Source organism: Bradyrhizobium sp. CCGUVB4N (genome assembly GCF_024199945.1).
Classification (GTDB): domain Bacteria; phylum Pseudomonadota; class Alphaproteobacteria; order Rhizobiales; family Xanthobacteraceae; genus Bradyrhizobium.
This window is the reverse complement of record NZ_JANADP010000001.1, coordinates 3,758,888-3,785,320: the sequence shown is the minus strand read 5'-3', so window position 1 is coordinate 3,785,320 and position 26,433 is coordinate 3,758,888. Positions and strand designations below refer to the sequence as shown.

Sequence of the window (26,433 nt, the reverse complement as noted above, 5' to 3'; positions counted from 1 at the left end):
TCTCCGGATTGAACCTGTTCAGAATGCCGGGATTTGTCCGGGCAATTTGTCCTTGATGAGCTGGCGGACCGTATCGTTCTGATAGGCGCGCACCAGCTTCGCGACCCAGGGAGCATCCTTGTCCTTCTCGCGAACGGCGATGAAGTTGTTGTAGGGATTGTTGACCGAGGACTCGATCGCGATCGAATCCTTGCCCGGGATGAGGCCCGCCGGGACGGCGTAGTTCGTGTTGATGACGGCGGCGTCGACGTCATCCAGGCTGCGCGGCAGCTGGGCGGCGTCGATCTCCCGGATCTTGAGCTTTTTGGGATTTCCGGTCACATCGAGCGCGGTCGGCAGGATCCCTACCCCGTCCTTGAGCGCGATCAGCCTCTCCGCCTCAAGCAGCCGCAAGGCGCGGCCGCCATTCGACGGATCGTTCGGGATGCCGATCGAGGCACCGTCCTTGATCTCGGCAACCGATTTCGCCTTCCGGGAATAGAGCCCGATCGGGGCGACGATCGTCTCGCCGACGGCAACGATCTTGTATCCGCGCGTCTTGATCTGGTTATCCAGGAAAGGCTTGTGCTGGAAGGCATTGGCGTCGAGATCGCCGACATCGAGCGCGGCATTGGGCAGCAGATAGTCGTTGAAGACGACCACTTGGACATCGAGGCCATCCTTGGCGGCGATCTCCTTCACCTTTGCCCAGACGATTTCGGAATCGCCACCCGATATCCCGACCTTGATCTTCTGATCCGCGGAAGCCGGCGCCGTGAACAGGGCAACGGCGGCCATCACGAGGAACAAGCGACGCTTCATGATCTATGTTCTCCTAGTCGAGCGATATGATTGATTGAGACGGCTACCCGACGCGGGCAACCAGGATGTCCGCCGCCGCATCGGCGAATTCGGCGGACATATCGTGGAAGGCGACACGCTCCCGAAGCGTCGCGACGCGCGGCTGATGGCTTGACGTCTTCGCACCCCGTCGATCCCGGCAAGACCGACCGATCGCGCGCGCAAACCGCGGCGAGCCCGCAATCTCCGCCGCCTGAATCTTGCTGCTCGCCGCGAACGCAAGGCTCATGTGATCGACGTCGACGACATAGATCATGGCGTCATGTCCTTGCGCCGCGCGTGCTCTCAGCTGCTGAAGCCGGCCGGAATGAACGCCGGCAGCTTCTCCTCGATGAACTGCTTCACCTCGGGCGAATTGAACACCTGGATGAAGGCTTTCAGCCGCGGATCGTCCTTCTTGTCTGGCCGAGCCGTGAAGCGCAGCACCAGGCCCTCGTCGACGGTGCGATCAATGATGAGCGCCGATTTCGGGTCGCCGCCGGCCGGAATGAGATAGGTGATGTTGACGAGTGCCAGCGTCACGTCGTCGAGCGAACGATAGGTCTGCGCCGGGTCGAGCTCGACGATCTTGAGGTTCTTGGGATTGTCGGTGATATCGAACTTGCTGACCGAAAAGCCCTTGCCGGGCGCGAGCTTGATCAGCCCGGCTCGCTCCAGCAGGATCAGACCGCGGGCGCCGTTGAGCGGCTCGTTCGGAATGGCGACGCTGTCGCCCGACGTGATCTCGTCGAGCGTCTTGATCTTCTTCGAGAACAGGCCGACCGGCGCGATGACGCCGACCTTGTCGACCTGCACCAGATTGAAGCCGCGCTGCTTGTTCTGAAGCGCAAGGTAGGTCGCATGCTGGAACAGATTGGCGTCGACGTCGCCGCTGTTGACGACTTCGTTCAACGCCACCCAGTCCGAAAGCTCCACGATCTTGACGTCCTGCCCCTTCTCCTTGGCGAGCTTGGCGGCAAAGGACGCCAATTGCGCGACAGGGCCGGCGCTGGTCGCGATCTTCAGCGGTTCGCCGGCGAAGGCCGCCGCTGTGAATGCGAGCCAAAGACCCGCGGCTTGCGCGGTACGACGAAGGATTCTCATGACTTCCAATTCCCGTTTCAATTCGGATGACGCGTTTCACGCCGCCTTGCGCGCACCGGCTTCGGCATGAGCCAGCGCCTGGCCGAGATCCGCCAGAATGTCGTCGGGATGCTCGATCCCGACCGACAGGCGGACATAGCCGGGCGTGACGCCGGCGGCGAGCTGCTCGGCCGCGGTGAGTTGCTGATGCGTCGTCGACGCCGGATGAATGGCCAGCGAGCGCGCGTCGCCGATATTGGCGACATGATAGAACAGCTTGAGTGCGTCGATGAACCGCCGGCCGGCTTCGACGCCCCCCTTCAGCTCGAAGCCGACCAGCCCGCCAAAACCGCCCTTCAGATAGGCGTCCGCCCTGCGCCGGTTCTCCCCGCTTTGCAGTCCGGGGAAGATGACGCTCGCGACCGAGGCGTGCTTGGAGAGGAAGTTCGCGACCTTCACCGCGTTCTCATTGTGCTGCCGGATGCGCAGCGGCAGGGTCTCGATGCCCTGGATGAACTGGAACGCGTTCTGCGGCGCGATCGATGCGCCGAGATCACGCAGCAGCTTGACGCGGGCGCGCACGATGTAGGCGATCGGGCCGAGCGGCTTCGCGGCTTCCGTCCAGATCGCGCCATGATAGGCCTCGTCAGGCTTGTTCAGCAGCGGGAAGCGCTCCGCATGCGCGGCCCAGTCGAAATTGCCGCCGTCGACGATGGCCCCGCCAATGGCGGTGCCGTGGCCGCCGATATACTTGGTGGTCGAATAGACCACCACCGCGGCGCCGTGCTCGAACGGACGCGCGATCAGGGGCGAGGCCGTATTGTCGAGAATGAGCGGCACGCCCAGCGAGCGACCGATGTCCGCGACCTCCTTGATCGGGAATACGTTCAGCTTAGGATTGGGAAGCGTCTCGCCGAAATAGGCCCGCGTCTTCGCGTCGGTTGCGCGGCGGAAATTCTCGGGGTCCGCGGGATCGACGAACCGGACCTCGATGCCGAACTGCTTCAGCGTCTGCGAAAGTAGCGTCCAGGTCCCGCCGTAGAGATCGGTCGACGACACGATGTTGTCGCCGGCCTGCGCGATGTTGAAGATCGCGAAGGCGGACGCCGTCTGCCCGGAGGCAACCGCGAGGGCAGCCGCCCCGCCCTCGAGTGCGGCAAGCCGGTCCTCGAAAGCCTGCTGGGTCGGATTGCCGATGCGGGTGTAGATTGGCCCGAGTTGCTCGAGCGCGAACAGGCGCGAGGCGTGGTCCGTGTTTTCGAACTGGAATGACGTGGTCTGATAGATCGGAACCGCCACCGCGCCGGTGGCGGGGTCGGTGCGGTACGATCCACCGTGCAACGCGAGCGTCTCGAAGTTCCGGGTCTCCAACGTCATCTGCAATTCCCTTATCTCATCTCGAGAGCGCGCAACCTGCGCGGCAAGCCGTGCTTGTCGACGAAAATGATGCGGGCGGATTCCGCGGCTGTCGAGCGTGTCCGGAAAATAGCGATGCGCGTGCTGCGTCACCGTCGCTTCGTAACGCGTTTCTTTCGGCTCCTCCTCCGAATTGGAAACAAAGTCGCTCGCGCGAAATGTTAAAAATGGTCACGCGGAGCGGATCTGCTTCGCAATTGATGATCGGGCCGAACCATGACGAGACCGCGCGAGCTACGTTTCAACGCCTTCAACATGACTGCGCCGAGCCACAATTGGGCCGGCCTGTGGTCTCATCCGCGCGACGCATCGATCGATTACAACACGCTCGAATATTGGACCGACTACGCCAGGACCGCCGAACGAGGGTTGCTCGACGGCATCTTCCTGGCGGATGTGTTCGGCGTATACGATGTCTATGGCGGCAACGCCGAAGCTGCCGCACGCCATGCCGTGCAACTTCCCAACGCGGACCCGACACTGCTGGTGTCCGCGATGGCGCTCGTCACCCGCCACCTCGGCTTCGGCATCACCTCGAACCTGACCTTCGAGCATCCCTATCAACTGGCCCGCACGTTTTCGACGCTCGACCATCTGACCAGGGGCAGGATCGGCTGGAACATCGTCACCGGCTATCTCGACAGCGGCGCGCGCGGCATGGGGCTTCCGGCCGGCCGCGCCCATGATGATCGTTATGACGCGGCCGAGGACTTCCTCACCGCGGCCTACAAGCTTTGGGAGGGAAGCTGGGAGGACGACGCCGTCCGCCGTGATCGCGACAGGCGCATTTTCACCGATCCCGCAAAGCTCCACCGCGTGCTGCACGAGGGCCCCTATTTCAAGGTCGACGGCATTCATCTCGCCGAGCCCTCGCCGCAGCGGACGCCATTGCTGTATCAGGCAGGCACCTCGAAACGCGGTCGCGCCTTCGCAGCCCAGCATTCGGAAGCGATCTTTCTCAATGGCCAGACAAAGCCGATCCTGGCGCGCTCAGTCCGCGAGATCCGCGAGGCGGCCAAGGCCCATGGCCGCGATCCCTATGACATCCGCATGTTTGCCGGCGCGACCGTGATCGTGGCGCCGACGCGCGCCGAGGCCAACGATCTGCTCGAGGACTATGCGCGGCATGTCGACCAGACCGGCCAGCTCGCCTTGTTGTCGGGCTGGACCGGCATCGACTTCTCGACCTACCGGCCCGACCAGCCGATCGAATATGTCGAGAGCAACGCCATCCAGTCGATGGTCGAGAATTTCACGGTGCGGAGCGACCGGCCGGTCAATGTCGGCGACCTCGCGAGGCTGAGCCGCGCCGGCGCCCGCTCGCCCTTCGTGGTCGGCTCGCCGCAGGACGTCGCCGACGAGCTGATCGCGTGGGCGGACGAGACCGATGTCGACGGCTTCAACCTGTTCCGTCTGGTGGCGCCGGAATCGCTCAACGCCTTCGTCGATCTCGTCGTGCCGGAGCTGCAATCGCGCGGGGTCTACAAGACGGCCTATCGTGACGGCACGCTGCGCGAAAAGCTGTTCCCGGGGCGCGGTCCGCGGCTGCACGGCACGCACCCCGGCGCTCGTTTTCGGCGTTCGCCTTCGATGGCCGCGGTCCAATCCGACGCTGCCGAATAACGGCGCGAATCTCACGCCTGCGTGCGATGTTCGCGGAATGCCGCCGCGATGGCTCCCAGCGCGGCCCGTGACCGGCGGTCGGTCAAGGACGAATGAAGCACGACCTCGGACGGTGGCAGCTTGGGAAGCCCGAGCCTGGCGCCGACGTCGATGGTGCCTGCCGGCGCGATTCGATACGACAGCGGCGCAATCGCAAGCCCCGCCACGACGGCGGCATGGACCGCCGAGGAGCCCCCGCCCAGGAACACCTCGGTCCATTTGATGCCGGCCGCATCCAGCGCCTGTGTGGCGACATTGCGGACGCCGCAGGTCGGGGCCAGCGCGGCGAGACGCAAAGGCTCTCCCGGACGGTGCTCGAACCCTTGCGCTGCAAACCAGCCGAAGCGCTCGTGCGCCAGCGTCTCGCCATCGCGGCGATCGTCCTCGCGCTGGACGATGGCTGCGTCCAACCGTCCCTGATCGAACAGGTCGAGAAGGTTGCGCGAATTGTCGAGCTGAACCTCGATGGTCAGATTCGGATCGTGCGCGTGCAGCCGTGACAGCAGGCCCGGGACTTCCGGGCCCGCGACATGCGCTGCAATACCAAGGCCGAAATGGCGCGGCGGCGCGTTGAGCCCGGCGAGTGCGCGCTCGTGCGCCGCGATGAGCTCGCGCGCGCCTTGCAGAAACGCAGTCCCCTGCGCCGACAGCCGCACCGATCGCGGCGTGCGTTCGAGCAATCGATGCCCGACGCGATCTTCCAGTCGCTTCAGCTTGACGCTGATCGCCCCTTGCGTAGTCCCCAGCGCCTTGGCGGCCCTCGTAAAACTGTGAAGGTCCGCCACCATCACAAAGGCTCTGACGGCATCGACATCGAGCGAGAGCATTGCATCATCCGGCTTTGTTGTCTCTGAAATCTATATTGATCGGATTTTGTTGTGGTCAAGGGGCCCCTATGTTCGCCCCGCCTGACACGGACGTGGCGCACGGGAGACCATGCTTTCCCGGAGCGAGCGACGTCGCGCGCCCTCGCCGGCAATCCGCAAGACAATTGGAGGTTACAGCCTTGACGGTCTCACCATCACGACGAAACACGATCGCGCTGGCCGCAGCGTGCCTCGCGTCCCTCATGTTCGGCCTGGAAATCTCCAGTGTTCCGACGATTCTTCCCACGCTGGAGACGGTGCTGCATGCCAACTTCCAGCAACTGCAGTGGATCATGAATGCCTACACCATCGCGGTCACGACCGTTCTGATGGCGACCGGGACGCTGGCGGACCGCTATGGCCGAAAGCGGGTGTTCGTCGTCAGCATCGCCGTGTTCGGCCTGGCTTCGCTGATCTGCGGACTGGCGGAGGACGCGCTCCTGCTCATCGTGAGCCGCTTCCTTCAGGGCATGAGCGGCGGCGCAATGCTGATCTGCCAAGTCGCGGTCCTCTCGCATCAATTTCAGGAGAGCGCACCGCGCGCACGCGCCTTCGCCGCCTGGGGCATCATTTTTGGCATTGGCCTTGGCTTCGGCCCGATCATCGGCGCGGCGATCGTCGCGGTCTCCGGCTGGCAATGGGTATTCCTGATCCACGCATTCATCGCGATCGTCACGATCGCGCTTGCCGTTACGGGCGTGCGGGAGTCCCGCGATCCCGAGGCAAAGCACCTCGACATCGCAGGCATCGTGACGCTTTCGACATCGGTCTTCTGCGTCGCCTTCTACATCACGGAAGGCCCCGACTTCGGCTTCGGCAGCCTGACCGGCGTTGCGATCGTCGCAACGGCCCTTCTCAGCCTCGTTGCCTTCGTGCTGGTCGAGCTGCATCGCGCGCGACCGATGTTCGACTTCTCGGTGTTCCGGATACGCGCGTTTTCAGGGGCTCTATTGGGATCGGCCGGCATGAACTTCAGCTTCTGGTCCTTCATGATCTATCTGCCGATCTTCTTTCGTAGCGCGCTTGGTTACGACAATCTCACGGCCGGTCTCGCTCTGCTGGCCTACACGCTCCCGACGCTGGTGATTCCGCCGCTCGGCGAACGGATATTGCTGCGGTTCGGCGGCGGTATCGCCATTCCCCTCGGCCTGTTCGTCATCGGCCTCGGCTTCATGTCGATGTGGGTTGGCAGCGGCGTCGAGCATGTCACCTGGCTGACGCTGGCGCCAGGATGTCTGCTCGCAGGCATAGGCCTCGCCCTCACCAACACGCCCGTGACCAATGTCACCACGGGGGCGGTGTCGAGCACACGGGCCGGCATGGCATCCGGCATCGATATGAGCGCCCGCATGATTTCACTGGCGATCAACATCGCCTTGATGGGCTTCATCCTGATTGCTGGCATTTCCTCCTGGCTACGCAGCGCGCTGCCCGGTGGGCTCGATGCCGACCGCCTCCAATATCTCGCGGAACGCATCGCCGGCGGCAACGGCCGCCTGTCTGATATCCCCGAGCTGAGCCTCCTTCCGGCAGCGGATGCTGCCGTGCAGGACGCACTGATCCATGGCTTCAGGCTCGTGATGCTCTATGGCGGGCTATCCGTCTGGATCATCGCCCTGGCGAGTTTTCTGATCTTTGGCGAAAGCTTTGCCACACGGAAGCGTACCGCGTCGAACTGCGCTGAGCCGCGTTGTGTTCCTCGCTCATCACCCTGATCGGATGCGTCCAGGCAGTGCACCGCGACAACGTCTTTTCCGCACCGACAACTCCATTCTCAATTCTCAACACGCGAGAGCATGTTCGTTCCCTTCTGCGCCGGACTGCGAAATTGCCACGCGGACCCGTCTGCCGGCAAAGTGACTCGTCCCGGCCTCCCCAGACAGAGATCGGGACGGCAAGGCCGTTACGTTGAACCGGATATTCGAAATGCATCATCTCACGTTCCGCCTGCGAGCCCTCGCCGCGGCTGCGCTCGGCTTCTTTGCCATGGCCTCCATTCAGCCCGCGATGTCCGAGGAGCTTCGCATCGGCTATCAAAAATCCTCGACCCTCACGGCGATCCTGAAGACGAACGGGGAACTGGAGAAGGCGCTAGCGCCACTCGGCGTCACCATCTCCTGGCACGAATTCACCAGCGGCCTGCCGCTACTGGAAGCCATCAACATCGGCAGCATCGATTTCGGCGCTGACGTCGCCGACACGGTGCCGATCATTGCGCAAGCCGCCGGCGCCAAGCTCGCCTATGTCGCCGAAGAGGCCGCCTCCCCGGCGGCGCAGGCAATCGTGGTGCCAAAAGCTTCGGCCATCAAAACCATTGCCGAACTCAAGGGCGGGAAGATCGCGGTGACCAAGGGCGCCGGCAGCCATTACCTGCTGCTTGCGGCACTGGCGAAATCGGGGCTGAGCTTCAAGGACATCACGCCTGCCTATTTGACACCGGCGGATGGTCGCGCAGCCTTTGTCAGCAACAATGTTGATGCCTGGGTCGCCTGGGATCCGTTCCTGACCAGTGCCCTGCACCAGACGAAGGGTCGGATCCTGTCGGATGGCAGCAATGGCCTTGCAAGCTATAAGCGCTATTACCTCGCTTCGGCCGCCTATGCGGACAAGCACGCCGAAGTGCTCAACGTGATCTTCGCAAAGCTCTCCGAGACCGGCAAATGGGTGAAGGCCCAGCCGAAGGACGCGGCGACCTTGCTCGCCGGGCTCTGGGGCATCGATGCGGCAACAGTCGAGGAGGCCAACAGCCATCGCTCCTATCAGGTCGGCGCGGTCACCGGCCCGGGCCTGTCGGAGCAGCAGCGCATTGCCGATGCGTTCCACGCCGAAGGCTTGATTCCCGTGAAGATCGACACCACCGCCATCAAGATCTGGTCCCCGAAGGGGTCTTGATCTCCGCCACCCCTAGACCGTCGACTTTCGGAAAATTCATGCCGCAACGCCAACTGCACCTGAACGTCAATCTGCTTCACTCCGGCGTCTACCCATCGGCCTGGCGCCTGCCGGACAGCGATCCGCGCGCTTTCTTCGATCTCGGCCATTATGTGCGGGTGGCCCAGATTGCCGAGCGCGGGAAGTTTGACGCCATCTTTCTCGCGGACTCGCCGGCCGTAAACGATCGCATCGACTACCGATCGTTTACATCGCTGGAGCCGACCATCATTCTGGCAACGGTCGCCGCCGCGACAAGGTACGTGGGACTGATCGGGACGGTGTCCACGACCTATAACGAGCCTTACAACATTGCGCGCCGCTTCGTGACGCTCGACCACGCCAGTGGCGGCCGCTCAGGATGGAATGCGGTGACGACGGCGGATGCCGCCTCAAGCCGCAATTTCGGCCTCACCGGTGCCCTGGAACACAAGGCTCGCTACGAGCGCGCCAAGGAATTCACCGATGTCGTCCACGCCCTGTTCGACAGCTGGGAGGACGACGCCTTCGTCGGCGACAAGGCGAGCGCCAGGTTCGTGGATGTTTCGAAAGTGCATCCGATCGCTCATCGCGGCCCGCATTATTCGGTCGCCGGCCCCCTGAACGTGCCACGCTCGCCGCAGGGACGACCGGTCACGGTGCAGGCGGGCGGCTCCAGTGATGGCCGCGATTTCGCAGCGGCCTATGCAGAAGCGGTGTTCACGCTCGCCCAGAGCATTGAGGAAGGTGTCGCGTACGCACGCGACCTGCGCACGCGGGCCGCGGCTTACGGGCGCCCCGGGGATTCCATCGTCACTCTGCCGGGACTCGCGACCGTCATCGGCAGCACCGAGGCCGAGGCGAAGCGGCGGCAGGACGAGCTCTGGGAGCTGGTGCCGGTCGAGTACAGCCTGGCGCGTCTTGCCGGCACGCTTCAGATCGATCCCGCCCTGCTCGAGCTCGACAAGCCCCTGCCCGACCCTTTGCCTCTGCCGGTCAACGCCAATCACACCATGTTCCAGGGCACGGTGAACCTCGCGCGGCGCGGCAACCTCACCGTCCGTCAATTGATCCGTGCGCTCGGCGGCGGCGTCGGCCATCGCATCATCGTCGGCACGCCGGAGCAGATCGCCGACGACATCGAGGCCTGGTTCAGGGCCGGCGCCGCCGACGGTTTTAATCTGATGCCGGATGTGCTGCCAACTGGGCTGGAGACTTTCGTCGACAGCGTCGTACCCATCTTGCAAAAGCGCGGATTGTTCCGGACCGAATACACCGGCACGACGCTGCGCGAGCATTTTGGTCTGCCGCGGCCGGCGAGCCGCTTCGCAAAGCGAGCGCCGGCGGTCGCGTCAGCCTGATTCACCCGAGCCACTGGGCCAGCTTCCCGGAAGGCCCGGTCGATTGCCGGGCGCGCACACGGGGGATGACCTCGTGCGCAAAGCGCCGCATCTCGGCCTCGAACGGCTGGAATTGCAGCATGAACAGCTCGATGCCGGCGGCATGGAAGGCCTCGATGCGCTCCGCAACCTCGTCGTAGCTGCCGACGAGCCCCGCGGCCGTCCCGCCATTGCTACCGACGCGCGGCGTCTTCTGCATCGTCTGCATCATCACGACCTTCGGATCGGTGTTCTGCTTCTGGATGGCTTTCATCGGTGCATCCTTTGCCGCCAGGCTCAGCAACCGCTCATAGGCGGCCTGCGCCTGCTCGCGGGTCTCGCGCGCGACGACAAAGGCAGACAGACCGAAGCGCAATGGGGGCGCCGAGCCGCGCGGACGGGCCGCGACATCCGCGATCAGGCCGGCGACATCGTCGAGCGGCTGGCCGTTGATGAACCAGACGTCGCCATGGCCGGCGACGAGATCGCGCGCGGGCCCGGATTCTCCGCCGACATAGATGAGGGGGCGATTGCGGTAAAGGCTGGTCGGCCGCAGTGCGTAGTCTGAGACGCTGAAGTGATCGCCGCTGAAATTGAGGCGCTCACCCTCCATCAGGCGGGACACCACGGATATCCATTCCTTGCCGTAGGCATAACGCGCATCATGCTCCGGAAAGCCGATCCCTGCCTTCTCCAGCTCCGGACGGTTCCAGGCATTGACCAGATTGATCGCAAACCGGCCGCGGCTGATGTTCTCGATCCCGAGCGCGAGCTTTGCCAGCACCACGGGATGATAGAGATACGGCTTGATCGCAGCGATGATCTCGATGCGCGTGGTCAGCGCCGCGATTGCAGCTGCAGCGCTCCACGCTTCGAGCTGGTCGAGATCCTCCTGATGCGGGTTGATCGTGTGCTGCGCGATCAGCGTGGAGTCGTAGCCAAGCTCCTCGGCCCCCAGGATGAGAGCCCGATTGCGCTCCCAAGATGCATCGTAGGGCTCTTCCGGTTCCTGATGCGCGGCACGCGGCCCGTGCACCAGCGCCCAGATGCCGAAGCGAAGAGGTGCGGTCGTCATCGTGCTCTCCCGTAAATCCCTTGGACCTGAGGCGTTCTCGCCAATGCCTGGCGCAAGATCAAGCAGACGAGACACCAAAAGATTTTCTTTGTCGCGCATGCGCGCTGCGACGACAGCGGATCACTCCGGACCGAACGACAATTGAAATACCGCTCTATTTCTGTCGGCTCGATTTCATGGGACATTTTGCGGCGACGGCAAGTCACCGGCGTCGCACCTGCTGCGTCGAATGCAGTACGTGAAACGAGGTCTCGGGTCTTGAGCAATATCGAACTGAGTGACATCGACCGCGCGACGCTCGACGACAAATCGACGTCACAGACAGGCGATGGCGCACGCGCTCCGACCTCGATCAGAATCAAGCTTGGTCCGCGTGGTCTCCAGCTCCTCTCGTGGCTCGCACCCGCGGTGCTGGTTATCGTCTGGGAATGGCTGGCGCAGGCCGGATGGCTCTCGCCCCAGGTGCTTCCCGCGCCAAGCAAGGTGATCAAGACCGCGTTCAAGCTGGCCACCACCGGAACCCTGTTGAACGATCTCGGCGTCAGTCTGTTGCGCGCGGCGGCGGGATTCGCGATCGGATCGGTCGTAGGCGCCGTACTTGGCACCCTTGTCGGCTTCTCGAAGATCGCGGAAGCTGCGATCGATCGCAGCGTGCAGATGATCCGCGCCGTGCCGTTTCTGGCTGTCCTGCCGCTCGTCATCGTCTGGCTCGGCGTTGGCGAGACGCAAAAGATCTTCCTGGTCGCGCTCGGCGTCACCTTCCCGATCTACATCAACACCGTGCTCGGCATCCGCCAGGTCGATCCCAAGCTGCTCGAGCTCGGCCGCGTCCAGGGCCTGAGCTCGATCGAGCTGATCCGCCGGATCATCCTGCCCGGCGCGTTGCCGTCGATCCTGACCGGCATCCGCTATGCGCTGGCGACGGCGTGGCTCGCGCTGGTCGTGGCTGAAACCATCGGCGCGCAATCGGGCATCGGCTTTCTCGCCATGGATGCGCGTGAATTCCTACGCACCGACGTGATCGTGCTGACGATCGTGATCTATGCGCTGATCGGCGTCGCAGCCGACGCCATTGCACGCTTCCTCGAACGCCGCATGCTCGCCTGGCATCCGAATTACGGAGCGGCACGATGAATGTTCATGTCGCGCCGCGATCGCGCACCTCTTTCGAATCCGGTCCGGCGGTCGTCGTCAGCAACCTCGTGCGCAGCTACGGCAGCCGCGTGGTCATCGACAGGCTGAACCTGCGGATCGAGCGCGGCGAGTTCGTCGCCCTGCTCGGCGAAAGCGGATGCGGCAAGACCACGTTGCTGCGCGCGCTCGCCGGCCTCGATTCGATTCAGGGCGGACGCATCGTGGCACCGCGCCGGCCGGCCGTCGTGTTCCAGGAGCATCGGCTGCTGCCGTGGGACAGCCTCTGGTGCAACGTCTCGCTCGGCTTGCGGCTGCAGCATGCACGCGAACGCGCCGCCGAAGCGCTGACCGAGGTCGGCCTCGGCGACCGGCTCGATGACTGGCCGCGCAACCTCTCCGGCGGACAGGCCCAGCGTGTGGCACTTGCCCGCGCGCTGGTCCAGCAGCCCGAGCTCCTGCTGCTCGACGAGCCCTTTGCCGCGCTGGATGCGCTCACCCGCATCCGCATGCATCAGCTCGTTCGCGAGCTCGTCGCCAATCATCAGCCGGGCGTTCTGCTGGTCACCCACGATGTCGACGAGGCCATCGCGCTGGCCGACCGCATCCTGGTGATGCGGAACGGTGCCATTGCGTTCGAGCACCGCGCCGTGCGCGACGCATCGACGACGATTTCCCGCGCGGAGCTCCTCGGCGAGCTTGGCGTGAACTCTCATTCCACCAACTAGGTTACCGGAAGGCTCCTATGTCTCGCTCCTCGATCGCCAAACCGTCCCGGCGCAGCTTCCTTGGCACGGCAGCCTTCGGCGTCGGCGCGCTTGCCGGCATGACCATCGGCGATTTCGCCCATGCCGCCCCCGGTCGTACCACGGACACCGTACGCATCACCTGGGGTCTGGGCGGCCTCAACGTGATCGCCAAGGAACGCGGTGAATTCGAGAAAGTCCTGGCCAAGGATGGTATCAAGGTCGAGTGGCTCGGCCCGTTCCCGAACCATGCGCCGACCTTGCAGGCGGTGACCGGCGGCAGCGCCGACTTCAGTTTTGGCGGCAGCACCACGCCGGCACTGGCCGCGATCATCGCCGGCTCTCCGCTGGTGTTCACGCAGTTCGTCGTCTACGAACCACGCACCACGGCGATCATCGCCAAGGACGGCTCCGGCATCGACAAGATCGAGGACCTCGTCGGCAAATCGGTCGCGGTCAACCGCTCCGGCCTCGGCGAGTTCCTGCTGGTCGCAGCACTCGAGAAGCACAAGGTCGACCGCTCCGCGGTGAAGTTCGTCTATCTCAATCCGCCGGACGCGGCACCCGCACTTGCTTCCGGCAAGGTGGACGCCTGGTCGATGTGGAGTCCCGGCGTCGATATCGCCCGGCTCGAATACAAGGCGCACGACCTTTTTCTCGAAGGACGCGATCTCGATTTCCAGATCGATTACACGTCCTATCTCACCACCCGCAAATTCGCGACCGACAATCCCGCGCTGGTGCGCGCCGTCAACGCCGCGTTTCGTGCCGAAGGCAAATGGATCTCCGAGAATGCCAGGGAGGCCGAATACATCGCGCAGAAGATCGGCAAATACAGCGACGCCGTCCGCGACCAATTCATCGCGCTCAAGCGCCAGTACCGCTACTTCGCCGTCAATGATGAGCAGTTCGTCGGCGAGCTGCAAAAGGCCGCCGACTGGCTCGTCGCCCGCAAAGTTCTGCCCGAACCGGTCAAGGTGACCGATCACCTCGCGCAGCTCTGAGACCACTTCAACAGGCCAGGACAATGAACAAATCCGTATCCGCCCCCTCCCTGAACGCGTCCGAGCCGCTCAAGACCGGCTCGCCGGAACTGGAGGCGCTGCTCAACCAGATCGCAGAGGGCGCGAGCGTACGCGAACGCGATCGCGCGCTGCCCTTCGAGGTGATCGACCTCATCCGCCGCGCCCGTCTCGGCGCATTGCGGCTTCCCGTGAATGCCGGCGGCGCCGGCAGCACGATCCGCGATCTCTTCGCCTTCGTCATCCGCCTCGGCGAGGCCGATGCCAATGTCGCGCATATCCTGCGCAATCATTTCAGCGTGGTCGAGCGGCTGGTGCGCACGCCCAAGGATGAGCAGAGCCGTGACTGGCAGAGGGCGGTCGCGGAAGGCGCGATCATCGGGCTTGCCACGACCGAACTCGAAAGCCCCCGCGTCGGCAACGTGACGCCGGGCACGACCTTTACACCCGATGGCAGCGGCGACTACCTGCTGAACGGCACCAAATATTACAGCACCGGCACGCTGTACTCGGATTACGTCCTGGTCCGCGCGGCCGATCCATCGGGGGCGACCGGCGCAACGATCGTCCCAATCAAGCGCGAGGGCATCGAGCTGGTCGACGATTGGGACGGGCTCGGGCAGCGGCTCACCGCGACCGGCACGACCCACTTCCACAATGTGAAAGTCGGACGCAAGGAAGTGGTCTTCGACGAGCCCGACTCCGGCTATGGCGTGCCCTACTCCAACACGTTCGCCCAGCTGTTCCTGACCGCGGTCGTTGCCGGCATCGCGCGAGCGACCCTGCGCGACGCCACGGCCCTCATCCATTCCCGCAAGCGCACCTTCTACTACGCGCCGACCGAGATCCCGACCGACGATCCCCTGCTTCAACAGACCGTCGGCCAGATCGCCAGCGGCGCCTTCGCGGCCGAAGCCGTGGTGCTGGCCGCCGCCGAAGCACTCGACGTCGCGACTGACGCGTTCGACGCCGGTGCCGCCAATGCAGCGGATGCGGCCCACACCGCCGCGCTGCTCTCGGCCAAGGCCAAGATCATCGCGGACGATTTCGCCATCCGTGGCGGCAGCCTGCTGTTCGACGTCGGCGGAGCTTCAGCGACCAAGAAGGTCACCAATTTCGACCGCCACTGGCGCAACGCGCGAACACTGTCCTCGCACAATCCAACCACTTACAAGGCCCGCTCGATCGGCCAATACGAGATCAGCGGCACACCGCTGCCGGCGAAGGGCTTCTTCTAGACAGGACAACGCCCTCGCGTCCGACACAAGGAGGTCAGGACATGGGAAGATCGGACATCCATCTCGTCACCGACGGCAACGAGATCGAACATCAGTTCCGCGCCGTGATGCGGCGCCTCGCCGGCGGCGTCAGCATCATCACGGCCGGCCGCGACGACGACATCACGGGGATGACCGTGACGTCCCTGACGTCGCTCAGCGCAAGCCCACCCCGGGTGCTGGTCAGCGTCAACCGACAGGCATCGTCCTTTGCGCTGATCCAGCGCTTCGGCACGTTCGGCATCAACATTCTCGGCTCCGACCAGCAGGAGCTGGCGGACCGCTTCAGCGACAGCCGCCTGAAGGGGCCCCAGCGCTTCGAGGGCGTGCCCTGGTCTGCCGGCACCTCGGGCGTGCCGCTGCTCGGACACTCGCTGGCGACCGTCGAATGCCAGGTCGAGGAGATCATCGAGCGCTATTCTCACGGAATCATCGTCGGCAGCCTCCTGAGCTTCGACCTCTCGCGCGAGCTGTCGGGGCTGGTATACTGGAACGGGCAGTACATCGAGATCAAACACGATTTCGACCTCGATTTGCTCGCCGAGATCAGCATTCCGCTGGCACATGTCAGATGAGACCGCATGAAGCACGAACTCCCTCACGAACCGTCCGACGACAAGGGTCTCGACCGGCCGCCCCAGAAGCGCTGGCAGCTCGAGCAGCTCGTCGCCGCACTCCGCGTTTCTCGCGAGGAGACTCACAGCATCCGCCGGGATGGCGAAGCCCGCCGCGCGCCGTCGCGCGAAGCGCTTCAGGCGATCCTGGAGGGCCTGACCGAGGCGCTGTTTCCACGCCATTACGGCCAGTTCGATCTCGACGGGGAGAATATCGACTATTTCGTCGGTAACCGTCTCAGCATCGCGCTCGACAGCCTGTGCGACCAGGTTCACCGTGCCGCGCTCTTCATCGGCGACGAGCTCACGGCCGGCTTCCGGCGCGACGACGCGATCGAGCTGACGCGCAAATTCGCCTCTGAGCTTGCGGACGTGCGCGGCCTGATCATCAGCGATCTCCGCGCCGCCTTCGTCGGCGACCCCGCCGCGCGGAACTTTCCGGAGATCCTGATCGGCTATCCCGGCATGACCGCGATCATCCATCACCGGCTCGCCCACATCCTCCACCAGCTCGGCGCACGGTTGATTGCGCGGCTGGTGGCGGAGATTGCCCATACCCGAACCGGCATCGACATTCATCCAGGCGCACGCATCGGCTCCGGCTTCTTCATCGATCACGGCACCGGCGTGGTGATCGGCGAGACCGCGATCATCGGGGACAACGTCCGCATCTACCAGGCCGTGACGCTCGGCGCCCGTCATTTCCCGACCGACGACGACGGCAATCTGATCAAGGGCGACGCCCGGCATCCGATCGTGGATGATGACGTCGTGATCTACGCCGGCGCCACGATCCTTGGCCGGATTACGATCGGCCGGGGCTCGACCATCGGCGGCAATGTCTGGGTGACCCAGGACGTGCCGCCGAACAGCATCGTGACGCAGGCCACCGCCCGCAACAAGCAAGGCTAGGCAGCGGGCGCCTTCCAGCGCATCAGGCGGCGCTCCAGCGCCTCGAGGATCGCGTTGAGAGAGAGGCCGATCACGGTGATCGCGAGGATGCCGAAATACATCTGCGGGATCAGGAAGCTGTACTGGCTGTTGATGATGAGATAGCCGAGCCCGGACTTCGCGCCGACCATCTCGGATGCGACCAGCACCAGCATGGCCGAAGCGCTCGCCAGGCGTATGCCGACAAAGATCGTCGGCAGCGACGCCGGCAGGATCACCTTGCGGAACAGCTGACTCGGCGTCGCCCCCATCGTCCGCGCCGATTTGACCAGAAGCGGATCGACCTGGCGAACCGCAGCGATCGTGTTCAGCAGCAGCGGCCAGGCGCAGCTGTAGATCACCATGGTCACCTTCGACAGCTCGCCGATCCCAAGCAGCAGGATGAAAACCGGCAACAACGCCAGCGGCGCCGTATTGCGCGCGATCTCGATGATCTGGTTCAGGACGTCACCGAGCCGGGCATACCATCCCGTGACCAAGCCGAGCGGCACCACCAGGGCGACTGCGATCCCGAAGCCGCCAAGCGCCCGAAACAGGCTTGCGGCGACATCGTCGTAGAGCTCTCCCGATTGAGCAAGCTGCCAGCCCGCCGCAATCACCTCCGAGAACGGCGGCAGGAATGTCACATCCACCAATCCCAAACGCGGCACGACCTCCCAGATCGCCAGAAACAACACGACCAGCAGGAACCGCTGCCCTAAGGCGCCGAACCATCGCACCAGGCCGCCCGTCGCCGCGCCGAACGCACCGGCCCGTTGCGCCGCCCGGTCTTTCGGGCTCCCCTCCGCGAGCTCCAGCAGAGTCAGTATCTCCAGATTAGACATGGGCCAACTCCTTCGCCTTTGCCACGCGCGCGTCTTCCGGCGCGCGGACCTGGGCGCCTTGCGCCTTCAACACTTCGTCGCGCAGCAAGGACCACACCTCGTGCCTGACATGGCCGAACTCCGGCAGTGAGCGGACGTCCCCGGTCTCGCTGTGCAGTTCCGCGGGAATATCGACGATCTGCTTGATCCGGCCCGGGCGCGAGGTCATCACCGCCACACGCTGGCCGAGCACGACGGCCTCGTCGATGCCGTGGGTGATGAACAGGATGGTCTTCCCGGTGCTGCGCCAGATCCGCAACAGCTCGCCTTGCAGCGTCTCGCGCGTCTGGGCGTCCAGCGCCGCGAACGGCTCGTCCATCAGCAGCACCTCCGGATCATAGGCGAGGCTTCGCGCGATCGCGACGCGTTGCTTCATGCCGCCGGAGAGCTCGTGCGGATAGCGGTCGGCAAAACCGGACAGCCCGACCAGATCGAGGTAGTGTAGCGCTCGCTCACGCCGCTCCCTGGCTTTCAGGCCGGCGATGTCGAGCCCAAACTCGACGTTCTGCGCAGCTGTCCGCCAGGGAAACAGCGCGTATTGCTGGAACACGATGCCGCGATCGCGTGCCGGCCCCTCGATGGCGTTGCCGTCGAGCAGGATGCGCCCGCTGCTGGGCGTCGTCAGTCCACCGAGCAAATCGAGCAAGGTCGACTTGCCGCAGCCACTCGGCCCAACCAGCGCCAGAAACTCGCCGGCCCGAACATCGAGCGTGATGTCGTCAAGCGCGGTAAAACTCTGCGCCGGCCCACCGTCCTTGCCGCGAACCAGAAATTCCTTCCGCACATGCTCGAATCTGATCTTGGCGGTGGTCATTTGGCCTCCGCGGTCTTGCCGGGACGGAAGTAGTTGAACTCGTTGGTGTAGATGTCCGACGGCTTGAGCTGATCGGGCTTCAGCAGCCCGTCCTTCACCAGCCAGTCGATCCAGACCTGGAGCTCGCCATCGCCGATCACGCCGCCCTTGGTCGCGACGCCCGTGCTCTTCCAGTACTTGATCGGCGTGGCGTCCTCGTTGCGCTTGCGCTCCACGATGATGCGTTCGAACCGGGCGCGAACCTCTTCCGGCGGCGTCGTCTGCGCCCAGGCGATGGCACGGGACACCCCTTCGATCAGCTTGTGGGACGTGTTGGGGTTGTCCTTGATGAACTTGTCCCGCAGCACATAGGACCCGCCCGTAAAGTTTCCGAAGATGTCCGAGTCCGCAAACAGCCTGCGGAGGCCGCCGCGTTCCAGCGCCTTGTCGCGCAGGATGCCGCTGAGCGTGGTGACTTCGACCTGCCCCTGCCGCAGCGCCTGCTCGCCGGTGACCGGCGGGATCGCAACCAGCGTCACCTGCTTGGCTTCGGCCGGCGTCAAGCCGTTGCGGGCGAGGTATTCGCGCAGCACGAACTCCAGATGCGCCCCCAGCGTGTTGACCGCGACCTTCTTGCCGATCAGGTCGCGCGCGCTCTTGATCGGACTATCCTCCTTCACGTAGTAGCCGTTGTATGTGTTGTCGTCCGAGCCGTAATAGCCGACCACCGCCTTGATCGGCGCCTTGGCGGCGATCAGCTTGATGATCGCGCCATAGAAGGCGCCGCCGATGTCGATATCGCCGGTGACGACGGTCTGGATGTCCTGCGGACCGCTGATGGTGTTGCCGACCCATTTCAGCTTGAGCGGGGCGAGATAGCCGAGATCGTCGGCGAGTTCGACGAACGTCACCTGCCCGGCCCAGCCCTGGTAGCGAATTTCGGTCTTTTCGAGCTGTGGCTCGGCCATGGCGCTGCCGACGAGAGCGGTCAGGCCGAGGCCGGCCAAACCGAGCTGCCGGCTCCTTTCCCGCAGGCCGGCAACCAAACGACGTAACGCAGAGATCGTGATCTTCATTGTCTTCGCTCCCTTGCTCTGCTCAGGCCGCCTTCGCCTGCGGCTTCGCCGCCTTGACGCGGGTCACGCTGCTGCGGCCGTCGATGCTGACGGGCACCTCGCCATCGATGGTGGCGCGCCGGACCACGCGATGCTGGTCGCCGTAGTCGTTCACGGCGTAGTGCTGGGTCGCCCGATTGTCCCAGATCACCACGTCGCCTTGCCGCCAGTTCCACCGCACGGTGTTCTCGGGTGCGGTGATGTGCGACTGGAACAGGTCGAACAATTTCTGGCTGTCATATTTCGACAGGCCGACGAAGCGCTGGACGAAGTTGCCGAGAACCAGCGTCCGTTCGCCGGTTTCGGGATGGACGCGAACGACGGGATGCTCGGTCTCGTAGACGGTCGCCGTGAAGACCTCCTCGAACTGCTTGCGATCGGCTTCGCTCGCGCGGGTCTTGACCGCATAATCGTAGTCATTGCTGTGCACCGCCCACAGCTCATCCGCGAGCTTGCGAAGCGGAGCCGGCAGATCGAGATAGGACGCAGCCGTGTTCGACCAGATCGTATCGCCGCCGAACTCGGGGATCACGACGCCGCGCAGAACCGAGATCTTTGGATAGGCGTCGACGAAGGTGACGTCGGTATGCCACTGGTCGGCCCGGCCGCCACCTCGTCCGGAATCAAGCTCCAGGATCGACGCCGTTCCCTTCGTCGCACCGACGGTCGGATGCGGCACCAGCTTGCCGAGACGAACGGCGAAGCGCTCCTGCTCGGCGTCGTCGAGATGATTCTGATCGCGAAGGAAGATGACCTTGTGCTCGAGCAGCACCCGATTGATCGCCGAGATCGTCTGGTCCGGCAGATCGCCCGAGAGCCTGATATTCCTGATCTCTGCGCCGATCCGCGCCGACCGTTTGACGATATCCGCGCGCGGAATGACGTTGTCGATGGTGATTCCGTCAGTCATGTCATCTTCCCCGAGACCGCGATCCATTTGGACAAAGCTCCGCCGTTCGCCGATCGCTGATGCAATGGCGGAGTGAGAACAGGTGATGATGGTGATCGATCCTCTTGCGCGCTCGCCGTCTGCTCTGGCGGCGATCGCGTCTGGCGGGATCTTTCCGTAGTGGCTGCATCAATGCAGCGTCGTACTCAGTCAGAGGATGCTAACTCAGCGCTTTCGGAAATGGCTTCCAAAGATTGAACGGCGCGGGGAATAGTTGCATTCGCGAAACCATCAGCGGCGAAACGCCGAGCCACTCTCGCCTGAGGACACGGCATCGCGACCACCGCGATGCCTGTCCTGAACATACACATCTCGAATAGATCGGCGGGCGCATCACGCATGATCTCCGCTCGCCGACTTTCCCGCAACTTCATGCTCGCATCGCACTCAACAACGCAAATCCATTCCATCGACAATGACGCGATCGGCGACATAGATTTTGCGCAGGCCGAACTCGGGGCGTTTCGATATGAGCAATCAACGGCATCTTGTTCTCAATCTCTTCATCTATCCCGGCGGCCATCACGAGGCCGCGTGGCGCCACAGGGACTCTGAACCAGACCGCATTCTCGACATCACGTATTATCAGGAACTGGCGCAGCGCGCCGAGGCGAGCAAGTTCGACGCCATCTTCTTCGCCGATGGCCCGGCACTCGCCGACAACGTCCGCTACGCCCAGCGCTTTCGCTTCGAGCCGATCACCTGGCTCGCGGCCATCGCGGCCGTGACGAAACGCATCGGCCTGATCGCGACGGCATCCACCACCTACACAGAGCCCTACAATCTGGCGCGCCTGTTCGCATCGCTCGACCATCTCAGCCGCGGCCGCGCCGGCTGGAACATCGTCACCACCAGCGCGCCCCAGGCCGCGCAGAATTTTGGGTTGCCCGAACATCCGCCGCACCACGAGCGCTACGAGCGTGCCCGCGAATATCTCGACGTGATCTCACGGCTCTGGGACAGCTGGGAGGATGACGCGCTCGTCAACGATCCCGGCTCCGGCATCTTCGCCGATACCAGCAAGATCCACACGCTCGATCATGTCGGCAAGCATTTTCGCGTACGTGGCCCTCTCAACATCTCGCGCGTGCCACAGGGCCGGCCGGTCTATGTGCAGGCCGGCGCCTCCGACGACGGCCGCGCCTTCGCCGCCCGATACGCGGAGGCGATCTTCACCGCGCATCAAACCCTGGATTCAGCGAAGGCGTTCTTTGCTGACATCAAGCGCCGGGCCCGCGCCTTCGACCGAGGCCCCGACGAGATCAAGATCCTGCCCGGTATCAGTCCCTTCATCGGCAGCACGCAAGCCGAGGCGGACCGCCTCCAGGACGAGTTCAACGCGCTGATCCAGCCCGAATATTCCCTGACGCAATTGCGCCAGATGATCGGCCTCGATCTCACCGGCTACGATCTCGATGGTCCCGTCCCGCGCCATCTCATCGACACCGCGAGCGCGCGCGGCGTTGCCAGCCGCTTCAAGCTCGTGGTCGACATCGTCGATCGCGAGAAGCCGACCATTCGCCAGCTGGTACAGCGGCTTGCCGGCGCGCGTGGACATTGGGTCATTGCCGGCACGCCGGAAAAGATCGCCGACAACATCCAGACCTGGTTCGAGGGCGGCGCGGCGGACGGCTTCAACGTGATGCCGCCCTGGCTGCCCGGCGGCTTCGACGTCTTTGCCGAGCAGGTCGTTCCGATCCTGCGCAAGCGCGGCCTATTCCGCGAGGACTACACCGGAACAACGCTGCGGGAGCATTACGGCCTCGCACGTCCCGCCAGCATCTACTCCAACGCGGTCAAGGCCATCGCCTGACGCCGCTTCCGCACTCATATTCCAACCTGAGACCAGTAAGCAGACATGAAGACAGCGTTGTTTCTCCTCTCCGGCCTTTTGGCCCTTGCTCCTCTCGCCGCCGGAGACGCCCTGGCACAGCAACCCGCAAAACAGGAGCTCCGGGTCGGCTTCGTGCCAGGACCGTACATCGACGAATTCAAGATTGGCGTCGAGCCGGAGCTGAAGAAGAAGGGTTACAAGATCCGCTATGTCGAGTTCTCGACCGGCCTTGAAGCCAACAACGCGGTGTTCAAGTCCGAGATCGATGCCAATGTGATGCAGCACACGATCTTCCTCGATTCCTACAACGAGCGGCAGAAGACCGATCTCGTCGGCATCGTCCACGTCCCGACCCCTCCGATGGGGCTCTATTCGAAGAAGCATCCGCTGGGCACGCCGATCAAGCCGGGTTCGAGCGTCGCGGTGCCGAACGATCCCGTCAATCTGCAGCGCGCGCTGTGGGTTTTGCGCGATCTCGGCCTGATCGAGATCCGCGACAGCAAGCCGGTCGACGTCACCGAGCTCGACGTCATCAAGAATCCGGGCGGCATCAAGATCGTGCCGCTGGAAGCCGCGCAGGCGCCACGCGCGCTCGACGACGTCGATTTCGCCGCGGTTCAGGGCAATTTCGCGATCTTCAGCGGATTGAAGCTCACCAACGCATTCGCGCTGGAGAAGATGACGACGCCCTATGTCAACGTTCTCGCCGTGAAGAAGGCCAACGCAAATGCCGACTGGGCGCAGGACATCGTCGCCGGCTACAAATCACCGGCGTTCAAGACGGCGATCCTGGCCGACCGCTTCTATGACGGCTTCACCTTGCCCGACTACATGAAGTGAGGGGAAGCGACAGAGCAAGACACGGCGCCGGCATGTTCGAGTTCACCCTGGAATGGACCAACCTTCGTTCTCCCGCAGAGCGGGCGATCGAGGCGAGAGCCGTGACGGACCATATCGGCAGGCATGAGGCCTTGATCATGCCGCTGGTCCTGACGGTCGCGTTCCTGTTCGTGCTCGGCCTGATGACGGGAGCGCATCTGCACGCGCGCGCCGATCGGAACCCGCTCTACGCATCGTTCGGCAGCATGGGCATGCCCATGCTTGTCGCGGCGTCGGACTCATGCCGCCGACCGTTGAACGCCGGTTCCACACGACAACTGCGGCACGCAGACATCCTCGCGCTGCTCGCGAACGACTGATCCGACGCCTTTGCGCCAGGTGGACGTCATGAAAATCGTCCCCCGCGAAACGTCGCCATGGAATTTTCTGCTGGGACACATGACCGCTTCAGTACGAACCAACCAAACTGATCGTTGCCTAGGCCTGCCGATGTTCAACGTCTCGTCACCCGTGATAGCGTTACCGGGTTCTCGCCCTACAATGTCGTCCGGAGTGAACATGAGCTACATCGTCTCGCTGCATCTCGGCTTCGCCAGCCGGCTCGAACAGGCACGCGGATGGTTTCGCCGCTCGCTGCGGCCGCAGGCCGGCGACGAGAGCGGCGATCAGGACGACCTTTACGAAATCTTCCTGTTCGCGCCTCACGGCTGACAATTCTGCCCAAGTGCCGGCCCCGCGCCTCCCCCGATATAAAGGTAACAAGACATGACCGACGCTGCGTTGCAGCTCGCCGAGACTGGCCGTCGCCTCGATGCCATCGACCGCAAGATCCTGACGGTGCTTCAGGAGGACGCCTCGCTTTCGGTGGCCGAGATCGGTGACCGGGTCGGCCTGTCGTCCACACCGTGCTGGAAGCGCATCCAGCGGCTCGAGGGCGATGGCGTCATTCAGAAGCGGGTTGCGCTGGTCGACCAGAACAAGATTGGCCTCGGCCTCTCGGTGTTCGTCTCCGTGGAGAGCTCCGACCACTCCGATGCCTGGCTGAAGCGCTTCGCGGCTGCGGTCAGCGCCATGCCCGAGGTGATGGAGTTCTACCGGATGGCCGGCGATGTCGACTACATGCTGCGCGTGGTCATCCCGGACATGCAGAGCTACGACGTGTTCTACAAGAAGCTGATCCACGCCGTCCCGCTCAAGAACGTCACCTCGCGCTTCGCGATGGAGAAGATCAAGTCGATCACCGCGCTGCCGATTCCGCTCGTGGCGGTGGAATAAGTGCTCTCAGAGATCGCGTGGGCGCTGCGCCGGCGTCGGGAAGCGCGCCGGCCAGTAGCTTCTAACGAGCGACCTCAGCTACGCGCTCCAGCTTCTGCAGGCAGCGCGAGGTGCGAACCACGTCCGGCATGTCCTCGTCCGGGAAGTTGGTCTTCCAGTCGGTGACGCCGACCTCGCCGACATACATGTCGCCTCTGGAGTCCAGCGCGATCCCATGCGGCGCGAGGAATTTTCCACTCGCAAGACCGGGACCATCCTCACCGCCGAGCCGCGCGATGCGCTTGCCCTTGGCATCGACGATCGACAGCCGCGGACCCAGATTGGGCACCTTGCGATTGACCGGCATGGCGGGGCCGAGCTCACCAATGACGAAAGTGGGATTCTTAGCCCCGCCGCAACAGCACAGCGCGCACGGCCGGTGCAGATTGTTCCACTGCGTCTCGTATTTTCCATTGCCGTCGAACACCTGCACGCGATGGTTCTCGCGATCGGCGACATAGACCCAGCCGTCGGCATCGGCCACGATATTGTGCACGATGTTGAACTGGCCAGGATCGGTGCCGGGCGCGCCCCAGCTCCTGATCAGCTTGCCGTCCGGCGTGAATTTATGGATGCGGGCGTTGCCATAGCCGTCGGAGACGTAGATCTCGCCCTGCGGCGACAAAGCCGTGTGAGTGCAGCGATGGAAGGGATCGCCGCTCATGAACGGCGCAGGCTTCTCGGGGACGCCGATCGTCAGCAGCACCTTGCCGTCCGTCGTGCATTTTCGCACGGTGTGGTCGCCGTCGTCGGTGCAGTAGAGATTGTCGTCGGCATCGATATGCAGGCCGTGCGCGCGGGAGAATAGCCCCTCGCCCCAGCTGCGCAGAAAATTGCCGTCGCGGTCGAACACCACCATCGGATGGGCGCCGCGATTGAAGGCGTAGATGCGATCCTTGCTGTCGACGGCGATGGATGCAACGTCGGTGAGCTGCCAGCCATCCGGCAGCTTGGCCCAATTGTCGACGACGCGGTAGCGGTGCTCGCCCGAGCCGAGAATGGCTGCCACCTGATTTCCCATCATTGCAAATGTGCGGCGCGGGGCCGCTCAGCCGAACGTGCAGCCCTTGGCTTCCAGCACCTTTCCGATGCCGGAAAGTTCGAGGATGTCGCCGCCGGCCTTGAGCGCCTTCATCACGCCGGCTTCCTTGTCCTCGCGTGCCGCCGACTTGGCGCAGACGTCGGCGATGTTCTCCTTCGGCACGATCACGACGCCGTCGTCATCGGCGCTGACGATATCGCCGGGACGGACGGCAATGCCGCCGATGACGATCGGCTGATTGATGGTGCCGAGAGTTTCCTTGACGGTCCCTTTCATGCAGAGGCCGTAGGAGAAGACGTTGAAGCCGGTGTCGCGTACCGCAAGGCCGTCGCGAACGCCGGCATCCGTGACCAGCCCGACGATGCCCTTGGCAACGCAGGCCGTCGCCAGCACCTCGCCGAAGCCGCCCTGCTCGGGATGATCGCCCGCGCTCACCACCAGCACGTCGCCGGGCTTGGCCAGCGAAATCGCCGTAATCAGCATGATGTTGTCGGCCGGGTGGCAGCTCACCGTCAGCGCCGGTCCGCAGGCGCGCATCCCGGAATAGATCGGCTTGATGCGGGATGTCAGGGCGCCCAATCGACCCTGCGCCTCATGAAGGGTGGACGGAGGAAACTTCTTGATGCGCTCGACAAGCTCGGCGGCGGGCCGATCGAATGTCCTGATCACATGCACCATGATAACCTCCTTGCGGTCGCAATCTTCGTTACACCTCCATATCCAACCGCCTTG

General features: G+C 63.9%; 27 protein-coding genes. 15 read left to right on the top strand and 12 right to left on the bottom strand.

Annotated elements, in window-relative coordinates:
• Positions 1-18: 18 nt before the first annotated feature.
• Genes NLM31_RS17040 through NLM31_RS17025 form a run of 4 tightly spaced genes read right to left on the bottom strand, consistent with a single transcriptional unit; the run spans position 19 to position 3,279 of the window.
• Entirely contained in the window at positions 19-801 is a 783-nt protein-coding gene (locus NLM31_RS17040; RefSeq protein ID WP_254192971.1) for a MetQ/NlpA family ABC transporter substrate-binding protein, read from the bottom strand.
• A 43-nt stretch (positions 802-844) separates the two neighbouring features.
• Positions 845-1,096, bottom strand: a complete 252-nt coding sequence (locus tag NLM31_RS17035; protein WP_254192970.1) for a hypothetical protein — start codon at positions 1,094-1,096, stop codon at positions 845-847.
• A 29-nt stretch (positions 1,097-1,125) separates the two neighbouring features.
• Positions 1,126-1,923, bottom strand: a complete 798-nt coding sequence (locus tag NLM31_RS17030) for a MetQ/NlpA family ABC transporter substrate-binding protein (RefSeq protein WP_254192969.1) — start codon at positions 1,921-1,923, stop codon at positions 1,126-1,128.
• Between the two features lie 36 nt (positions 1,924-1,959).
• Entirely contained in the window at positions 1,960-3,279 is a 1,320-nt protein-coding gene (locus NLM31_RS17025) for an O-acetylhomoserine aminocarboxypropyltransferase/cysteine synthase family protein (protein WP_254192968.1), read from the bottom strand.
• A 255-nt stretch (positions 3,280-3,534) separates the two neighbouring features.
• On the opposite strand from NLM31_RS17025, the gene NLM31_RS17020 reads away from it, so the two are divergent.
• Complete coding sequence (locus NLM31_RS17020) at positions 3,535-4,941, top strand: LLM class flavin-dependent oxidoreductase (RefSeq protein WP_254192967.1); 1,407 nt, start codon at positions 3,535-3,537, stop codon at positions 4,939-4,941.
• An 11-nt stretch (positions 4,942-4,952) separates the two neighbouring features.
• Here the strand turns inward: NLM31_RS17020 and NLM31_RS17015 are convergent, their stop codons facing one another.
• On the bottom strand, positions 4,953-5,807 hold the full coding sequence (locus NLM31_RS17015) for a LysR family transcriptional regulator (protein WP_254192966.1): 855 nt from the start codon (positions 5,805-5,807) through the stop codon (positions 4,953-4,955).
• A gap of 179 nt (positions 5,808-5,986) precedes the next feature.
• Here NLM31_RS17015 and NLM31_RS17010 point away from each other — a divergent pair, with 179 nt between their 5' ends.
• The 3 genes from NLM31_RS17010 (at position 5,987) to NLM31_RS17000 (ending at position 10,117) form a co-directional block, all read left to right on the top strand.
• A complete protein-coding gene (locus NLM31_RS17010) occupies positions 5,987-7,561 on the top strand; it encodes an MFS transporter (protein WP_256561398.1) in 1,575 nt (524 codons plus the stop codon).
• Positions 7,562-7,772: 211 nt separating this feature from the next.
• Complete coding sequence (locus tag NLM31_RS17005) at positions 7,773-8,738, top strand: aliphatic sulfonate ABC transporter substrate-binding protein (RefSeq protein WP_254192965.1); 966 nt, start codon at positions 7,773-7,775, stop codon at positions 8,736-8,738.
• Between the two features lie 38 nt (positions 8,739-8,776).
• Complete coding sequence (locus NLM31_RS17000; RefSeq protein ID WP_254192964.1) at positions 8,777-10,117, top strand: LLM class flavin-dependent oxidoreductase; 1,341 nt, start codon at positions 8,777-8,779, stop codon at positions 10,115-10,117.
• 1 nt (position 10,118) lies between these two features.
• On the opposite strand, the gene NLM31_RS16995 is transcribed toward NLM31_RS17000, so the two are convergent.
• Positions 10,119-11,210, bottom strand: a complete 1,092-nt coding sequence (locus NLM31_RS16995; protein WP_254192963.1) for an LLM class flavin-dependent oxidoreductase — start codon at positions 11,208-11,210, stop codon at positions 10,119-10,121.
• Positions 11,211-11,567: 357 nt separating this feature from the next.
• On the opposite strand from NLM31_RS16995, the gene NLM31_RS16990 reads away from it, so the two are divergent.
• Genes NLM31_RS16990 through epsC form a run of 6 tightly spaced genes read left to right on the top strand, consistent with a single transcriptional unit; the run spans position 11,568 to position 16,912 of the window.
• Complete coding sequence (locus NLM31_RS16990; protein ID WP_254196204.1) at positions 11,568-12,344, top strand: ABC transporter permease subunit; 777 nt, start codon at positions 11,568-11,570, stop codon at positions 12,342-12,344.
• Entirely contained in the window at positions 12,341-13,069 is a 729-nt protein-coding gene (locus NLM31_RS16985; RefSeq protein WP_254192962.1) for an ABC transporter ATP-binding protein, read from the top strand. Before NLM31_RS16990 ends, NLM31_RS16985 begins: the two co-directional genes overlap by 4 nt.
• Before the next feature lie 17 nt (positions 13,070-13,086).
• Positions 13,087-14,091 (top strand): NrtA/SsuA/CpmA family ABC transporter substrate-binding protein, encoded by a 1,005-nt coding sequence (locus NLM31_RS16980; protein WP_254130456.1) that lies wholly within the window; start codon positions 13,087-13,089, stop codon positions 14,089-14,091.
• A 23-nt stretch (positions 14,092-14,114) separates the two neighbouring features.
• Positions 14,115-15,347 (top strand): acyl-CoA dehydrogenase, encoded by a 1,233-nt coding sequence (locus NLM31_RS16975; RefSeq protein ID WP_254192961.1) that lies wholly within the window; start codon positions 14,115-14,117, stop codon positions 15,345-15,347.
• Positions 15,348-15,388: 41 nt separating this feature from the next.
• Positions 15,389-15,961: a flavin reductase family protein gene (locus NLM31_RS16970; RefSeq protein WP_254130454.1), complete on the top strand. Its 573-nt coding sequence runs from the start codon at positions 15,389-15,391 to the stop codon at positions 15,959-15,961.
• Between the two features lie 6 nt (positions 15,962-15,967).
• Positions 15,968-16,912, top strand: a complete 945-nt coding sequence (gene epsC / locus NLM31_RS16965; protein ID WP_254192960.1) for a serine O-acetyltransferase EpsC — start codon at positions 15,968-15,970, stop codon at positions 16,910-16,912.
• Here epsC and NLM31_RS16960 read toward each other — a convergent pair.
• The 4 genes from NLM31_RS16960 to NLM31_RS16945 are packed head-to-tail and all read right to left on the bottom strand — an operon-like array spanning position 16,909 to position 20,632.
• Positions 16,909-17,775, bottom strand: a complete 867-nt coding sequence (locus NLM31_RS16960; protein WP_254192959.1) for an ABC transporter permease — start codon at positions 17,773-17,775, stop codon at positions 16,909-16,911. The two genes, epsC and NLM31_RS16960, sit on opposite strands and share 4 nt — an antisense overlap.
• On the bottom strand, positions 17,768-18,628 hold the full coding sequence (locus NLM31_RS16955) for an ABC transporter ATP-binding protein (RefSeq protein ID WP_254192958.1): 861 nt from the start codon (positions 18,626-18,628) through the stop codon (positions 17,768-17,770). Before NLM31_RS16955 ends, NLM31_RS16960 begins: the two co-directional genes overlap by 8 nt.
• Positions 18,625-19,683: an ABC transporter substrate-binding protein gene (locus NLM31_RS16950; RefSeq protein WP_254192957.1), complete on the bottom strand. Its 1,059-nt coding sequence runs from the start codon at positions 19,681-19,683 to the stop codon at positions 18,625-18,627. Before NLM31_RS16950 ends, NLM31_RS16955 begins: the two co-directional genes overlap by 4 nt.
• A 22-nt stretch (positions 19,684-19,705) precedes the next feature.
• On the bottom strand, positions 19,706-20,632 hold the full coding sequence (locus NLM31_RS16945) for a TauD/TfdA family dioxygenase (RefSeq protein ID WP_254192956.1): 927 nt from the start codon (positions 20,630-20,632) through the stop codon (positions 19,706-19,708).
• 508 nt (positions 20,633-21,140) lie between these two features.
• Between NLM31_RS16945 and NLM31_RS16940 the strand changes: the two genes are divergently transcribed.
• The 5 genes from NLM31_RS16940 (at position 21,141) to NLM31_RS16920 (ending at position 24,620) form a co-directional block, all read left to right on the top strand.
• The gene (locus tag NLM31_RS16940; RefSeq protein ID WP_254192955.1) at positions 21,141-22,484 is read left to right on the top strand and encodes an LLM class flavin-dependent oxidoreductase; all 1,344 of its coding nucleotides are present in this window, start codon (positions 21,141-21,143) and stop codon (positions 22,482-22,484) included.
• A 45-nt stretch (positions 22,485-22,529) separates the two neighbouring features.
• Positions 22,530-23,345, top strand: a complete 816-nt coding sequence (locus tag NLM31_RS16935) for a MetQ/NlpA family ABC transporter substrate-binding protein (protein ID WP_254192954.1) — start codon at positions 22,530-22,532, stop codon at positions 23,343-23,345.
• A 32-nt stretch (positions 23,346-23,377) separates the two neighbouring features.
• Positions 23,378-23,704, top strand: a complete 327-nt coding sequence (locus NLM31_RS16930; RefSeq protein ID WP_254192953.1) for a hypothetical protein — start codon at positions 23,378-23,380, stop codon at positions 23,702-23,704.
• A 199-nt stretch (positions 23,705-23,903) separates the two neighbouring features.
• Positions 23,904-24,056, top strand: coding sequence for a hypothetical protein (locus tag NLM31_RS16925; protein WP_254192952.1), 153 nt, complete (start codon positions 23,904-23,906; stop codon positions 24,054-24,056).
• Positions 24,057-24,110: 54 nt separating this feature from the next.
• Positions 24,111-24,620 (top strand): Lrp/AsnC family transcriptional regulator, encoded by a 510-nt coding sequence (locus NLM31_RS16920; RefSeq protein ID WP_254130444.1) that lies wholly within the window; start codon positions 24,111-24,113, stop codon positions 24,618-24,620.
• 61 nt (positions 24,621-24,681) lie between these two features.
• On the opposite strand, the gene NLM31_RS16915 is transcribed toward NLM31_RS16920, so the two are convergent.
• Both NLM31_RS16915 and NLM31_RS16910 read right to left on the bottom strand, forming a co-directional pair.
• Positions 24,682-25,668 (bottom strand): peptidyl-alpha-hydroxyglycine alpha-amidating lyase family protein, encoded by a 987-nt coding sequence (locus NLM31_RS16915; protein ID WP_254192951.1) that lies wholly within the window; start codon positions 25,666-25,668, stop codon positions 24,682-24,684.
• Positions 25,669-25,707: 39 nt separating this feature from the next.
• Positions 25,708-26,379, bottom strand: coding sequence for a 4-carboxy-4-hydroxy-2-oxoadipate aldolase/oxaloacetate decarboxylase (locus NLM31_RS16910; RefSeq protein ID WP_254130442.1), 672 nt, complete (start codon positions 26,377-26,379; stop codon positions 25,708-25,710).
• Positions 26,380-26,433: the final 54 nt, after the last annotated feature.

Coding starts and splice junctions, on each gene's coding strand:
- NLM31_RS17040 (WP_254192971.1), bottom strand. CDS start 801: ATGAAGCGTCGCTTGTTCCTCGTGATGGCCGCCGTTGCCCTGTTCACG.
- NLM31_RS17035 (WP_254192970.1), bottom strand. CDS start 1,096: ATGATCTATGTCGTCGACGTCGATCACATGAGCCTTGCGTTCGCGGCG.
- NLM31_RS17030 (WP_254192969.1), bottom strand. CDS start 1,923: ATGAGAATCCTTCGTCGTACCGCGCAAGCCGCGGGTCTTTGGCTCGCA.
- NLM31_RS17025 (WP_254192968.1), bottom strand. CDS start 3,279: ATGACGTTGGAGACCCGGAACTTCGAGACGCTCGCGTTGCACGGTGGA.
- NLM31_RS17020 (WP_254192967.1), top strand. CDS start 3,535: ATGACGAGACCGCGCGAGCTACGTTTCAACGCCTTCAACATGACTGCG.
- NLM31_RS17015 (WP_254192966.1), bottom strand. CDS start 5,807: ATGCTCTCGCTCGATGTCGATGCCGTCAGAGCCTTTGTGATGGTGGCG.
- NLM31_RS17005 (WP_254192965.1), top strand. CDS start 7,773: ATGCATCATCTCACGTTCCGCCTGCGAGCCCTCGCCGCGGCTGCGCTC.
- NLM31_RS17000 (WP_254192964.1), top strand. CDS start 8,777: ATGCCGCAACGCCAACTGCACCTGAACGTCAATCTGCTTCACTCCGGC.
- NLM31_RS16995 (WP_254192963.1), bottom strand. CDS start 11,210: ATGACGACCGCACCTCTTCGCTTCGGCATCTGGGCGCTGGTGCACGGG.
- NLM31_RS16985 (WP_254192962.1), top strand. CDS start 12,341: ATGAATGTTCATGTCGCGCCGCGATCGCGCACCTCTTTCGAATCCGGT.
- NLM31_RS16980 (WP_254130456.1), top strand. CDS start 13,087: ATGTCTCGCTCCTCGATCGCCAAACCGTCCCGGCGCAGCTTCCTTGGC.
- NLM31_RS16975 (WP_254192961.1), top strand. CDS start 14,115: ATGAACAAATCCGTATCCGCCCCCTCCCTGAACGCGTCCGAGCCGCTC.
- NLM31_RS16970 (WP_254130454.1), top strand. CDS start 15,389: ATGGGAAGATCGGACATCCATCTCGTCACCGACGGCAACGAGATCGAA.
- epsC (WP_254192960.1), top strand. CDS start 15,968: ATGAAGCACGAACTCCCTCACGAACCGTCCGACGACAAGGGTCTCGAC.
- NLM31_RS16960 (WP_254192959.1), bottom strand. CDS start 17,775: ATGTCTAATCTGGAGATACTGACTCTGCTGGAGCTCGCGGAGGGGAGC.
- NLM31_RS16955 (WP_254192958.1), bottom strand. CDS start 18,628: ATGACCACCGCCAAGATCAGATTCGAGCATGTGCGGAAGGAATTTCTG.
- NLM31_RS16950 (WP_254192957.1), bottom strand. CDS start 19,683: ATGAAGATCACGATCTCTGCGTTACGTCGTTTGGTTGCCGGCCTGCGG.
- NLM31_RS16945 (WP_254192956.1), bottom strand. CDS start 20,632: ATGACTGACGGAATCACCATCGACAACGTCATTCCGCGCGCGGATATC.
- NLM31_RS16940 (WP_254192955.1), top strand. CDS start 21,141: ATGAGCAATCAACGGCATCTTGTTCTCAATCTCTTCATCTATCCCGGC.
- NLM31_RS16935 (WP_254192954.1), top strand. CDS start 22,530: ATGAAGACAGCGTTGTTTCTCCTCTCCGGCCTTTTGGCCCTTGCTCCT.
- NLM31_RS16930 (WP_254192953.1), top strand. CDS start 23,378: ATGTTCGAGTTCACCCTGGAATGGACCAACCTTCGTTCTCCCGCAGAG.
- NLM31_RS16925 (WP_254192952.1), top strand. CDS start 23,904: ATGAGCTACATCGTCTCGCTGCATCTCGGCTTCGCCAGCCGGCTCGAA.
- NLM31_RS16920 (WP_254130444.1), top strand. CDS start 24,111: ATGACCGACGCTGCGTTGCAGCTCGCCGAGACTGGCCGTCGCCTCGAT.
- NLM31_RS16910 (WP_254130442.1), bottom strand. CDS start 26,379: ATGGTGCATGTGATCAGGACATTCGATCGGCCCGCCGCCGAGCTTGTC.